Genomic DNA, 13,209 nt, shown 5'->3' with positions numbered 1-13,209 from the left:
TTCTTTCCCCCTCCCTGTAATGACACCGCCAGCAACATCATTTGTTAACATCACCCCAAGAGGGACCAAAGCACGCTGCTACAGCCCATTAAACCGGTTACTTATCACAGCCTTGCAGCGGTTTGCATGCATTTTTCGAATGCCTTTGCCGTGCAACGCGTCAAACGGCCGCACTTAGCATTTGCTCCGCCCGGCAAATTGGTTTATTTCGATGATTGGTGACTGTCCGACAGCTGTGGCTCAAAACTCGAGGAGCTTTCTATGCAGAGTGATACAAGGAGACTGATCTCGATCATTGAACAGGTTGCCGAAGGCAATTACTCCAATGACATCATGGAATTTACCAAGCCGGGTTATGACGATGTTTCACAGCGAATAGCCGAAGCGGTTGGCATGATGATGGTCAAGGTCGAGGCCCGTGAGCACCGGCTGGAACAGTTAATCGAAGAACTGCGCCAACTGAACCAGCGATTGAAGGACAATATTCTCAAGACCGTGGCAACCATAGCCAACGCTCTGGGGGCACGCGACACCTACACGGAAGGACATGCTATAAGAGTCGCCGCTTACGCCGTGAGGCTTGCCAGAAGGCTTGGACTGCCGCCGGAGGAGATCGAACATATCAGAACAGGTGCTATCCTGCATGATATTGGCAAGATCGGGTTCAGCGATCGGGTCTTTTCAGATCAGGATATCAGGGCCTCCGACGGCCTTCTGCTGGAAATTCAAAAACACCCTCAAATCGGCGTCAACATCCTCACCTCCCTCGACTTTCTCGGACCTGCCGTGGACTATGTGCATTACCACCACGAACGTCTGGACGGTTCCGGCTACCCGTGCGGCCTCAAAGGAAATGAGATTCCGCTTGGAGCGCAAATCGTGAGCGTCGCCGATTGCTTTGATGCCATCACCACGGAACGGTCCTATCAAAAGGGGCGCAACAATACGGAGGCGTTTGCCATCCTCAGGAAAATGAGCGGAGTGCATCTGGCGCCCGATCTCGTCGAGGCGTTCATCCAGGAAATCGACGAAAATGGCAGTCTCACGGGCCAACAGTATTCAGCCGACGTTGCCGCCGACCTCCAGGCTTTGCTGGTGCGAGACCTGGACGGGCTGCCGTAACCCGGTGCCTCCTGCAGGTGCCGGAAATATCCTTGATTATGTACTCCAGGAGTGTTAATGGTTAAGCGTTCACAAGGAACTCACCACCACTTCCTCCTCAAGCACGACCGCCGAACTATCTTTGCTAACGCAACCGTTGATAATAACACTGTATTCCGTAAATTTTCCGGTATTGCAATGGGGTGCAAATGCTCACAGGGGCTGTTAATAAAGGAGGAGAAAACCATGAGCGAAGATAAGAAAGGCAAGAGTCCGCCCGGCCAGGCGGACCAATCTATGGATCGCAAGCAGTTTCTGAAAACGATGGCCGTGGGAGTCGGCACCGTCGCGTTGGGGACGGCGGCGGGGGGAACCGGCATCGCCGCCGTGCAAAGCCAGCAGACCACGCGCCGCGATATTCAAGGTTTCATTCGGACCCTGCTGCAACACCCCGAAAGAGCGAAGGCATTTCTGGACGATCCGCAAGGCTTTGCGCAGGAACATGGGATTCTGTTGACCCAGGATCAGGCGCAGCGCGTCAAGAAAGGCGTCATGGAGATGCAACCCAGAAAGATGGAGCCGGGCAAGGTTCAACAGCAGGTGCAGCCGGGCAAATTGCGCGCGGATGACTGCTCCTGGCACAATTTTCCGGAGTGCGACCATGTGGCTTCTGCCATTGACCGCAAACAGCAGGTCATACTGCCTCCCGAACAAAAAATGGGACCGGCAGGGCAAAAGCAGATTATGCCGGGACAGATGAAGGGAAAGACACAATAATTGGCGGGATTAGCACCAAACGTCCCGGTGAGCATTTGTCACTTTTTTTGAGTCAGCAGGGCGGGACATGCGCGTTCATTTTGTTCCTACCTATCGTTGCACTATGAACTGCAGCTATTGTTACGCGGCGGGCTTACGCGAGCGTTTCCGCGCGGATCTTTCCATGCAGCAATACCGGCTGCTGCTGGACTACCTGCTGGCACATGGTCTGCAAGGCATTTCTTTTCTCGGAGGCGAGCCAACCCTCTGGGCACCGTTAGCCGATGCCGTGGAACTGGCTCGGCAGGTGGGCCTCGAGTGCGCCGTATTCTCCAACGGCGCTCACGTCGGTGCGGTCCCCCATTTGGTTGTGTTGAACCTGACCCGCTGTCTGCAGGGAGGCATCTCAACCGCCGAGGCCGAGACCATTGATTGGTATCGGCGGCAACAAGTTCAGATCAGCTTCAGACTCAATCTGGCAGCAGCCGATTCCACCAGATACCGGACGGAAATCGCAGATCTTGCCGGTTCGCTAAACGCGGACATTCAGCTCGGTGCCCTCAACGGCACACCGCACGCCACCGACTACGGTCGGAAATTCTTCGACTGGTGCAGGTTTCTCGTTGATCACTCTCTCCCAGTGCGCATCACCCGACCACTGGCTCGTTGTCTCTTCACCGAGGAACAGCATCGTTACTTGACCAGTCACGTGGAAACCATGGCCTGCTGTGACTTCACGTCGAGCATCCCGGTGATCAATCCAGACGGCAAGACGGTTTTCCCGTGCAACAGCCTTCCTGTTCCGTTGCCGCTCACCTACCTGCATGCAAAGCGATCGGACTTCGAAGAGCTCCACCCGCTCTATCCCTGCCGCCCTGAATTCATGCCGCGGGAATGCCGAGGCTGCCCTTCTTACTTGCAGGGTGAGTGCCATGCCGGCTGCATCGGCACCAGAACCGAACCGGCGGCGTTGCCGACGCCACGTCATGCCATCCTGCCACTGGAGCAGATCACCCGGCGACAGCCCTATCGGCCGAGGCTGCATTGCGACTGGGGGACGACCGCCCGCATCGTCGCCAAGACCGGCAGTGATCTCGCCAACCTGGCATCCGGTTACTTGAAACTGGGCTACGCCTGCAACAACCATTGTCGTTTCTGTACGGTCGAGTGGCAGAAGACACAGGGAAACAGGGACACCGGGACCGTGTTTGCGGAGATGGAGCGATTGCTGACGGAGCACTCTATCTCGACACTCCATTATTCGGGCGGTGAACCGACCCTGCGCGACGATTTGCCGCGCCTGCTGCTGCACGCCCGCAGACTCGGTGTGCAGCAGCAGATTATCCAGACCAACGGCAGAAGACTGCAGCAAATGGACTATCTGCAGGCCCTGCTTGCGGCCGGAGCCACCTCTTTTTTTGTCTCTTTGCACAGCCCGGATCAAGAGGTACACGACGAGCTGGTCCGTGCACCCGGTGCCTTCCAACAGACTTGTGCCGGTTTGGCAAATCTGCACAGGCTCGGATGCTGCTTTTCCCTCAACACCGTCGTGTGCCGTCAAAATTACCTCAGCCTGGCTCGTATCGTGCGGCTCGCGCTGCAGCATTCCCCCTCTCTCAGGAAAGCCAAGCTGAGTTACCCCAATTTGCAGGGAGGAGCTGCAGATCATTTGGACAGCGTCGTCGCACCGCTTTGGGAAGTGATGCCATATGTACTCCACGCCATTGCGACGGCTAACGATATGGGCCTGTTCGTCGATACCGAAGCCATTCCCATCTGCCTGTTGGGCCCTTACTGCGACAGAGCTTCCGAATTGCTTGCCAATCCATACCATGTATCCGATCTGGGATTCCAGATGGATAATTGGACGGTGCGCGAACGTGCGCACCAGAGTGTTTTTTACCCAGTCTGCCGGAAATGCGATTTGCGCGACTACTGCTGTGGCATACACCCGCTCCATCACGCCAGCTTTGGCGAGGATTTGTGCTTTACACCGATTTCCTTTGACGCCCTGCTCGTCAACGCATAACGCCATGCCGCACATGGGCCGGCTGTGAACATTATAACCGCCTTTGGGCAGGACGAGACATTAAGTGCGCTACTTTCAATCTGCTCAGGACGTTTTCGCTACTCTTCTGACCCATTACGAGTTCGGAGGACCGAAGCCCTGGTTTGATCCCGCCCTGTTCGGCACCGATCCTATCCTGCAGAGGATTCCGGCGGAGGTGAAGCGGCGCGGTGAATGGATCCAGGTACTGGCCAAGGAGACCGGAGGCTGGTGTTTCCTGTCTCCGGCGGAATACACTCTGTACCGCTTCTGCCACGGCAGTTCACTCAGCGCCGTGAATCGTCGATGGCCGGCCGCACACCCGTCAGCACTGCAGGAATTTGTGGTTCGCCTCTACTGGCTGGGTTTGCTTGCCGTAAACGGCAGGCATTTTTTCGATCCTGCAACCTTTGCGGAAAGCCCGGTGACCCAGGCCGGCCCCTTCTTCATTGTTGTGCTCAGCGAGCGCTGCAACCTGGCTTGCCGTTATTGCTTCGCCGATGCACGGCTGCACACTGCCCGGCCGCTTGAATGGCCTGCCGCCCAACGCATGGTCGATCTCATCATCAACTATCCGGCACGCGACCTCACCCTGGAATTCACCGGCGGCGAGCCTTTGCTCGAGCTGGACCTGCTACTGCGAGTGGCATCCTACGCTCGACGCCAGGCCGCTCGATGCGGTAAAGGGCTGCGCCTTCTGCTGCAGACCAACGGCACGCTGCTCACGGCCAAACGGCTGAAACGACTCAATGCGCTGGGGTTCAGCATCAGCCTGAGCCTTGACGGTGACGCATCCACCAACGATCTCACGCGTCACTTTCCCAATGGTCACGGCAGTTACTCAGCCACCCGACGGGCAATCGAGCTCATGAGGTCCGAGCAGGTTGATTTCGGATTGATCTGCGTTGTATCCAGGATCAACAGCGCCAAGCTCCTGACATTGCTGGATCATTTTGCAGCGATCGGGCTACCCTCGGTCAAGTTCAACCCGGTCTTCAAGCTGGGGCGCGCCAGAGGCCGCTGGCAGGAGCTGGCCCTGACGCCGGAAGAATACCTCAACTGGCACCAGCGCTACCTGGCGTATGTGGTTTCCAGAGAAGCTCCGGTTATTGATGAAAACCTTTACCACATATTGCGCAACATGGGCCAGAGGATGCATTCCTACCGGTGCATGCGATCACAATGCGGTGCCGGCCGCGAGTTCTTCACTTTTACTCCGACCGGCGCGGTGTATCCCTGTGATCGGTTTCGAGAATACGAGGATTTGTGCCTGGGCAACCTGGCCGAGATCGATGACCTGAAGGATCTGGGGCTGACTCACCCCCTCCTGAAGCGGATCGCACAACGGCGGCCGGCCCTCATCGACGACTGCGCAGCCTGTTCTTATCAACGCTTCTGTGAAGCAGGCTGCAGCCTGGACTCCTGGTTTGACAGCCACTCCGCAACGACGCCCCATCCCTGGTGCAGCTATTACCGGGGAATCTACACGTTGCTCCTGGAGCTCCTTGCGGAAGACATGGGGTTGCTGGGCAAACTCTACCCGGCGGCTCATATTTACAGCAAAAGCCTTTTCAACGATTAGGAGCGCAGTGAGGGGCGGCAATGTTTTTCTTCAGGCTTGCAGATGACGATTTCACTCATCTTTTGACCCACCTGGAGTTTGGTGCAGCACAACCCCGATTCGACGAGCGCGTTTTTGGAAACAACCCTTTGTGTGAGCACATTCCGGTGGAAAACATCCCTCATCCTGCCGGAACCCTGCTCATTGAGCGCAACACGGGCGGCTGGGCATTGCTGGAGCCGCGTGAGTGGGAGGTGTACCGGCTGCTGCATGGAACAGAGCTGCATCGGGTGGCAGCAGCTGTTGCTCCCGCACAAATGGAGGAGCTCAAGCAATTTGTGGTGTATCTTTACTGGTTGGGATTGCTTCGGATTCGCGGCCGGAGCTTCTTTGAGCCGGGTGTTTGGCAGCAGGGCCCGCTGAGCCGCACAAGATCGCTTGCTTTGATGGTGCCCACCGATCGCTGCAACCTGTCCTGCCATTATTGTTCCGCCAACGCAGGCAGCAACGGCCGACGCAAAATGGACTGGCCCACCGCGCAAAAAATCGTCGACCTCATTCTGGCAATTCCGTCCACAACGACAACCATAATCTTTCACGGCGGAGAACCGCTGCTCGCCCTCGATCTGGTGGAATCGGTGGTTGGCTACGCCAATGACGGTGCCGCGGCGCACGGCAAGACCCTTGCCTTTCGGCTGCAGACCAACGGCACGCTCCTCACCCCACGCGTTCTCGACCGGTTGCACAAGTTGGACATCCAACTGGGCTTGAGCCTCGACGGAGATCGCCTTGTGAACGACCGCACGCGTGTTTTTCCCGGCGGAGGCAGCAGTTACGACGCCATCTGCCGGGGCCTCCACCTGGCACACGCCAGGGGCATGCGCTTTGGCGTCATTGCGGTGGTTTCCAAGGCCAACCATGACAGCCTTCCGGCATTGCTGGAGCACTTTGTGGAGCTGGGAATCAGCCATGTGAAACTCAATCCGATCAGCAGGCTGGGACGTGCCCGCACCAGCTGGGATAAACTTGCCCTTTCCCAGGAGGAGTTCCTGCAAGCGCACCTCGCCTGCCTCGACTTCATCACCGCCCGTGTCCCCCCCATTGTGGAAGAGAACACCCGCCATATGGTGAGAAACATCGGCTCCAAGATGCACTCCTACATGTGCATGCGATCCTGCTGCGGAGCCGGACAGGAGTTTTTTGCTTTCGCACCGGACGGGCGTATCTTTCCCTGTGATCGCTTTCGCTCCAACGACGAACTGTGCCTTGCTTCCATCAACGAACTGACGCAGCTGACAGGGAGCCTGCGCCGCCATCGACTGCTGTCGGAACTGGCTGAGCGGGCTACTGCCGGCATTCCCGTGTGCCGCCGGTGCACCTACCAGCGGTTTTGTGAAGCCGGCTGCACCCTGGAGACCTATTTGGCTTTGGGCACCATGGCTGCTGCTCGATCTGCACATCCCTGGTGCCGCTACTACCGATTCATCTACGCCGAACTGTTTGCGAAGCTTATCAAGAACCCTCCATTGATTCGGCACTTCTGCCCCGAGGCCTTAATTTTTGACCGTCCCTTTCTTATTGGGGAGCAGCGTGAGCAAGGTGGGCAACTCACTGAAGATGACATTCGATCCATGCAATGATTTGAAGCCTCGCGGGCGGGACAAGAGCCTGCTTGTGGTGCACTGTGAGGGTCTTGGCGACAATGTGCTGGCGATCCCTTTTTTGAGTCTGCTGGCGGCGACGCTTCCCGATCATCGCTGTCATCTGGTGGTAGGCACAGGCCGACGGGATATTTTTCTCGGCCTGGAGCGCTTCCAGGTCATCGAGACCGGTGAGCCGTCTGCGCTCACTGCCGTCTTTAGTCAATATCACGACCTCATCTTCGATCTCGGCACCGGAACGGAGCACATCATTGACTGGATCAGGGGCGTCGAACTCCAATACGGTCACTATGTGGGATTTGACAAGCCCGAATCACTCCCGCGAGAATCTCAGGTTCCCCTGCGTGCCGACATTCCCATGTGGAAACAGTTCATTGGGATGCTTGCCGCCATGGGGCAGCGAGGAGAAATCCAGGCGGAGTACGCTGTTGTGGTGCGCGAGGCGAGCGGGCAATACGCGCAACTGCTGATCGACCTGGAGTCGCCGGTTCCGCTCATTTGCTGTGCACCCGGCAGCGGCAAAGATAAACGCAAACGCTGGCCGCCCGAACATTTTGCGGAATTGCTGCGGCGGTTGAATGCGGCGCAAACATGCCGTTTCGCCCTGCTCGGAAAAACCGGAGAGGAAGGTTTGGCCGAAGCGATTGCTGCCGAGCTCCCCTGCGCCGTGGACAACCTGGTGGGACTGACCCCCCTGGGAGCTTTGATGCATATCGTGCAACATACCAGTCTGCTGATCGCCAACGACAATGGTGTCATGCATCTGGCCGGCTGGATGGGTACCCCCACCCTGGGTCTGTTTGGCTGCACGAACCCTGTGCTGTGGCATCCGCTGGGAGCAAAGAGCGTGGTGCTGCAAGCTGCCCGGGGCGACCTGCTGCAGCTGCGTCCTGCTCAGGTCCTGGAAGTCGCACTGTCACTGCTGAATGCGTAACCCCATTCACAGTCTTTCACCTGGCAAAGGAAATAACACCGTGCCGGAAACTTATTATTTCAACATCACCTATGCCTGCAACAGCTGTTGCATATTCTGTGCAGCCAATTTTCAGGGAGGCAGCCGCCGCCTGGCGGACATGCAGCCGGCACAATTCCGCTTCCTGTTGCATGAGGCCGATGTGCGGGCAGGTGATCAAGTCGTCATCAATGGCGGCGAACCGACCGTTCACCCCGATTTCTTTGAGTTTCTGGCGGCACTGCGCGAACGTCAAGCCTATCCCATTCTGTTCACCAACGGAGTACGCTTGCATGAGCAGGCGTTCACCGCAAAACTGGCGCAATACTCACCCATGAATATCCGCGTGCCTTTTTTCAGTGCCAGGCCGCAGCTGCACGACAGGCTGACGGGACGAGCCGACAATTTTGCCAAAACACTGGCGGGTTTTGCACAGATCGTGGGAATGAGATCGCAGGGCGTTCCCTTCGAGATCGAAGCCAAGCTGCTGCTGTGCAAAGCGACCTATCTGGAAAACCGCACCACAGCCGCACTGCTCACCGAGCGTTTTCCAAATCTTTTCTACTTCAGCATCAACCCTCTGTTGATCTATGACAAGGTGATGCGCAACAAGGACCGACTGGTGGAGTCATTTTCCCGCATGAGGGAGGCCACCGAAAGCACCATCGACCTCATCCTGAGCAGACACTTTCTGGTATCGCTCGATCTGCTGCCGTTTTGTGTCGTTGCCGAGCGGCATCGGGCACTGCTGCCACCACTGCGCAACGTCCCGCATCGCAGGTGGTATTTTGACCCGCGCTCAACAACTGCCGACCCCGAAGCACGCATGACGGAACAATTTTGCTCCGAGCACTGTCTACCCTGTCTCTACTGCCATACCTGCAAGGGCTTCTATCCCGAGTACCTGGAGCTTTTTGGCCACGCCGAGGTGCAGCCCATTGTCCAGGAGCACAGAGGGGATCAACCGTTGTGTTGCAGCGCGGAGCCCTTTCGGGCTACGGTAGCACCCAAGACCGAGCCGAGCGGAGGCAAGCGTCGATTTGTGGTGACAGCCCGGCTGCCGGGATAATTTCATCCTAAAAGGCGGGCCTTTGCCGACCAGGGCGCAACCGTCGTCGAAGGTCAGACTGATGGGCGCGCGCACAGAATGAATATTTTTCTCCTTAACCACTATAATATGCAGTTGCGATTTCATCCCTCCGGAAACAATTCACCGTATGATCGTTTACCATGCCTGTCGCCTGCATGTGAGCATAGCAGACAGTCGGCCCCAGGAACTTGAAGCCTCTCTTCTTCAAATCCCGGCTGATTTGTTCGGATTCCCCGGTGGTTGCCGGATAATCCTCCAGTGTTTGCAGAGTATGGATGATGGGTTGATTATCGACGAATTCCCAGATGTATTTGGCGAAGCTTCCAAATTCCTTTTGAACGTCGAGGAACCTCCTGGCATTGTTCACCGTTGCCAGCACTTTGGCACGGTTGCGGATGATCCCCGCATCCTCAAGAAGCTCCCGGATCTTCGCTTCGTCGTATACGGCAATCTTTTGGGGGTCAAACCCGTCGAAAGCCGTGCGCAAATTGTCTCGTTTTCTCAAGATCGTATACCAGCTCAGTCCCGCCTGAAATGCTTCAAGGCAGAGGAACTCGAAAAGGAGCCGGTCGTCGTGCACCGGAACACCCCACTCCCGGTCGTGGTACGCCACATAATCAGGTTTGGTGAGATCCACCCACGGACATCGGATGATCGAATTTTCCACTCTGGGAGCTCCTTGGTTCATTGAGATCATCTCGGTACCGGGGGACAAATAACGACAGGAAAAACCACCGCGTTTACCGTCCGGTCCCCTGGTAGCGTTGGTCCGGCGATTCTACTGCAGGGCTTGAAATTCCTCAACCGTGAGACGGCAAGAAATTTAGATGCACGCCAGCAGGCCGCATCTTGGACATCGAGCAGGTGGTAGATGGGTGGATGAGGTAAGGATGATCCGGGGGCGTCAAGCAAAAATCTCGATGTGCAGAAAAACCCCTTGACGCACAAACGGTCGATCTATATAAAACAGACCGGTCGGTATTTGTTTAAAAAAAAACAACCTCCATCCATGGGAGAAGCCATGTCCACCAAAGGCCTCCAGACCCGCCAGGTAATCGTCGAGGCCTCTCTCCAGCTCTTTTCCGTCAAGGGCTACTACAACACGTCGATCTCCGACATCCTCCAGGCTACCGGCTTGACCAAAGGGGGACTGTACGGTCACTTCGGAAGCAAGGAGGAAATCTGGGATGCGGCCTACGAGCGTTCTGTGGAGATCTGGCAAAAAATCGTATTCGAGGGAGTTTCAGAGATCTCCGACCCGGTCGAACGGATCATGCGCGCCGTGCAAAACGACCTTCGCAACTACATCGGAGGCGACGTCTTCCGGGGGGGCTGTTTCTTCTTCAACATGCTCGTCGAGCTTCCCGGACAGTCGGAGCGCATGGCACGTCGCATTCTGGACGGCTATCGGGCCTTCTCGAACCTTCTCGCGTCGTGGATCGAGGAAGCCCGCGAGACTGGAATCCTGAGGGCCGACGTGGATTCCGGAGAGGTAGCCGATTTCATCCTGACCGCCATCAACGGCGCCGCGGTACTTTACGCGGCAAGTCGAGAACCGCCGATCCTGGAGATGACGATTCACCAGCTCCGCCTCCACCTGAACTGCCTGAAATGCCAGGCGTTTCGTAGCCATTGACAAGCAAAGGAGAGCCCACAATGACTCAGAGGGTATACCAAGAGATGCTTGAAGTGATGAAGAGCCGAAGAGGCCCTTACGCGGGTTTGGACATCCCCGAGTTTTTCACGCTGGTGGAAGAGCTGTTCGATCCCGAGGAGGCTGAGATCAACAACGTTCTGCCGCGCAAGCCGGCTCCCGTTGAAGAGATCGCCGTCAAAACCGGCCGAAGTCCCGAGGCAGTCGCAGCGATCCTGGAACGAATGGCCGCCAAGGGATTGTGCGGAGCTTCCAGGACTTCCTGCGGTATGCTCTACCGCGGGCTGCCGTTCATGCCGGGTATCTTTGAGTTCATGTTCATCGGCGGCAGGGAAACCGAGCGGGAAAAGACCCTCGCCCGCTTGATCCACGCTTACAAAAAGGCCTATGCGGAGGCCAGAGGCATTGAAAAGATTACTTATCCCGTCACGCGGGTCATTCCCGTTGCCCGAACGATCAAGGCAGACAATACCGTCCACACCTACGATCAGGTCATGACTTATATCGACAAATACGACTCCATCAGTGTAGGGGCCTGTTACTGCCGCCAGGCCGCAAGGCTCCGCGGCGAGGAGCTCCATGGAATGCCCGTCGGAGTTTGCATGTGGTTCGGTGAGATTGCCGAAAACCTCACCGAGCGGTTGGGAGGAAGGCGGGTGAACAAGGAAGAAGCGAGAGAAATCGTGGACCGCTGCGAGGAAGCCGGCCTCATCCACATGAGCCGCAATACGACGGATGAAATCGACTTCATGTGCAACTGCGACCGTTGGCACTGTGAGGTGGTCGGGCAGGTTCTGAAGCAACCCCGGCCCGGCCTCGTTTTCAATTCGGGATTCGAGCCCTCCTTTGATGCCGGGCGCTGCATGACCTGCGAGACGTGCATCGCACGCTGCCCGCCGCAAGCCCTGACGATGGGTGAAGCCGGTGTGCCTGTGGTCACTGTGGATCGATGTTTCGGGTGCGGCGTGTGCGTCACGGGGTGTCCGGAGGACACGATTGTTATGGTCAACAAACCGGAGTTTCCCGTCCCGCCAAAAACCGTGAAGGAGCTGGCAGAAGCCCTGAAAAGCAGTTCGTAGGAACAGCATGGCTTCGTCGTATGTTTTTTGGGCGCGGTACAGGAAGTTTCTCCAGGGAGGAATCGATGAAGGACTTTGCAGCACAAGATGAGAACTACGAATCGCGGGTGCGGGAGAGCTTTTCTAAGCAGAATCTCATGAAGACCATTGGAGCAAGTCTCACGAAGGTGCTGCCGGGGGAAGTGGAAATTTCCCTCGGATTTCGGGATGATCTGACTCAACAGCATGGCTTCATCCACGCCGGCGTCGTCAGCACCCTTGCCGATACCGCCTGCGGCTATGCGGCATTCAGTCTAATGGCTCCTGATGCGGCGGTGCTCACCGTAGAGTATAAAATAAACCTGCTGTCACCCGCTGTAGGGGAATCATTGGTCGCGCGTGGAAAGGTGACCAAATCGGGACGCACCCTCACGGTGTGCGCGGGAGATGTGTTTGCATTGAAAAATGGAGAGAAAAAGATGGTCGCTACCATGATTGCCACCATAATGAGCATTCCTGGTCGGGAGGGATTGATGGGGTGATTGGAATGTGACGCAAATTGCAGGTGTCATTCGGCACCTGACCACTTCCCTTGAGAATTACGCCATTTCTTTGATTGTTCCAGCACCCGAGGAGTGTCGGTCGAGGAGCCTTCCGCCCGGGCTCCGGGGTGCTGCCCTGGGTTATGGTACGTTGCTCCTGCGGGGCAGGGCTAAGGCAGAAATGAAAAAATGGAGCCTAACCCGGGGGTATGCTTACTGGATTGTTGCAGAATAGGCTAGCCGTCGAGGCTGCTTAAAGGAAACTTGTATCTCACGGGCGAGCGTGCTAAACATCAGTCGTTAAATTGAAAGGAATCATTTTCGTTTTTTCCCGTCTGTCGCGACCAGGAGCTCACAGATGAGGCGTGTCAGTAGAATTCAGCCCAACCGGGCGCCCAAGTGTTTGCGCCAAGGTCATGCCAAGGGGCAGGGAAAGGAGAACCACTGCGTGAAGACAAAATTTGCCAAAAAGGGAGACACTCTGATTGTCTCCGTGCATGGACGGTTGGACGCAATTACCGCTCCCGATTTCGAGTCGGAATGTGCCGGCCGAATCAACGGCGGGGAGCTTTTCCTGATTGCAGACTTTAGCGGCCTGGAATATATCAGCAGTGCGGGTCTCAGGAGCATCCTGCAAATCGCCAAGAAACTTCGCCAACGGAAAGGGGACATCACCTTCTGCGGCCTTTCCAGTATGGTCGAGAACGTGTTTTCCATTTCAGGTTTTGCCACGATGTTTTCAATCCACGAATCCCTTGACAAGGCACTCCTTGACCGGGAAAGATAA

12 protein-coding genes are annotated in these 13,209 nt (G+C 56.6%); 11 read left to right on the top strand and 1 reads right to left on the bottom strand.

The features are described 5' to 3' along the window. Positions 1 to 261 precede the first annotated feature (261 nt). The 7 genes from K1V27_RS08225 to K1V27_RS08195 all read left to right on the top strand — a co-directional run bounded on the left by K1V27_RS08225 (position 262) and on the right by K1V27_RS08195 (position 9,147). Positions 262 to 1,122 (top strand): HD-GYP domain-containing protein, encoded by an 861-nt coding sequence (locus tag K1V27_RS08225; RefSeq protein ID WP_258929177.1) that lies wholly within the window; start codon positions 262 to 264, stop codon positions 1,120 to 1,122. Positions 1,123 to 1,347: 225 nt separating this feature from the next. Next, complete coding sequence (locus tag K1V27_RS08220; RefSeq protein ID WP_258929176.1) at positions 1,348 to 1,878, top strand: hypothetical protein; 531 nt, start codon at positions 1,348 to 1,350, stop codon at positions 1,876 to 1,878. Positions 1,879 to 1,945: 67 nt separating this feature from the next. Beyond that, complete coding sequence (locus K1V27_RS08215) at positions 1,946 to 3,886, top strand: radical SAM protein (protein WP_258929175.1); 1,941 nt, start codon at positions 1,946 to 1,948, stop codon at positions 3,884 to 3,886. 64 nt (positions 3,887 to 3,950) lie between these two features. After that, positions 3,951 to 5,486 carry a radical SAM/SPASM domain-containing protein gene (locus K1V27_RS08210; RefSeq protein WP_258929174.1) on the top strand — a complete coding sequence of 512 codons (1,536 nt, stop codon included), beginning with the start codon at positions 3,951 to 3,953 and terminating at the stop codon, positions 5,484 to 5,486. Positions 5,487 to 5,506: 20 nt separating this feature from the next. Continuing rightward, positions 5,507 to 7,105 carry a radical SAM/SPASM domain-containing protein gene (locus K1V27_RS08205; protein WP_258929173.1) on the top strand — a complete coding sequence of 533 codons (1,599 nt, stop codon included), beginning with the start codon at positions 5,507 to 5,509 and terminating at the stop codon, positions 7,103 to 7,105. Beyond that, positions 7,083 to 8,060, top strand: coding sequence for a glycosyltransferase family 9 protein (locus K1V27_RS08200; protein ID WP_258929172.1), 978 nt, complete (start codon positions 7,083 to 7,085; stop codon positions 8,058 to 8,060). The genes K1V27_RS08205 and K1V27_RS08200 overlap by 23 nt, the downstream gene beginning before the upstream one ends. 40 nt (positions 8,061 to 8,100) lie before the next feature. Then, positions 8,101 to 9,147 (top strand): radical SAM protein, encoded by a 1,047-nt coding sequence (locus K1V27_RS08195; RefSeq protein ID WP_258929171.1) that lies wholly within the window; start codon positions 8,101 to 8,103, stop codon positions 9,145 to 9,147. Between the two features lie 94 nt (positions 9,148 to 9,241). Here K1V27_RS08195 and K1V27_RS08190 read toward each other — a convergent pair whose 3' ends face one another. After that, a complete protein-coding gene (locus K1V27_RS08190) occupies positions 9,242 to 9,835 on the bottom strand; it encodes a DNA-3-methyladenine glycosylase I (protein ID WP_258929170.1) in 594 nt (197 codons plus the stop codon). Between the two features lie 354 nt (positions 9,836 to 10,189). On the opposite strand from K1V27_RS08190, the gene K1V27_RS08185 reads away from it, so the two are divergent. From K1V27_RS08185 to K1V27_RS08170, 4 genes are all read left to right on the top strand, one after another. Further along, positions 10,190 to 10,804, top strand: coding sequence for a TetR family transcriptional regulator C-terminal domain-containing protein (locus tag K1V27_RS08185; RefSeq protein WP_258929169.1), 615 nt, complete (start codon positions 10,190 to 10,192; stop codon positions 10,802 to 10,804). 20 nt (positions 10,805 to 10,824) lie between these two features. After that, positions 10,825 to 11,901: a 4Fe-4S dicluster domain-containing protein gene (locus K1V27_RS08180; RefSeq protein WP_258929168.1), complete on the top strand. Its 1,077-nt coding sequence runs from the start codon at positions 10,825 to 10,827 to the stop codon at positions 11,899 to 11,901. Between the two features lie 65 nt (positions 11,902 to 11,966). Further along, positions 11,967 to 12,422 (top strand): PaaI family thioesterase, encoded by a 456-nt coding sequence (locus K1V27_RS08175; protein ID WP_258929167.1) that lies wholly within the window; start codon positions 11,967 to 11,969, stop codon positions 12,420 to 12,422. A 448-nt stretch (positions 12,423 to 12,870) separates the two neighbouring features. Beyond that, entirely contained in the window at positions 12,871 to 13,209 is a 339-nt protein-coding gene (locus tag K1V27_RS08170) for an STAS domain-containing protein (RefSeq protein ID WP_258929166.1), read from the top strand.

Origin of the sequence: Desulfoferrobacter suflitae, from assembly GCF_022603395.1 — a bacterium.
Classification (GTDB): Bacteria; Desulfobacterota; Syntrophobacteria; order Syntrophobacterales; family Syntrophobacteraceae; genus Desulfoferrobacter; species Desulfoferrobacter suflitae.
Note: the sequence above shows the minus strand (reverse complement) of the source record. Positions and strands in the feature narration are given on the sequence as shown.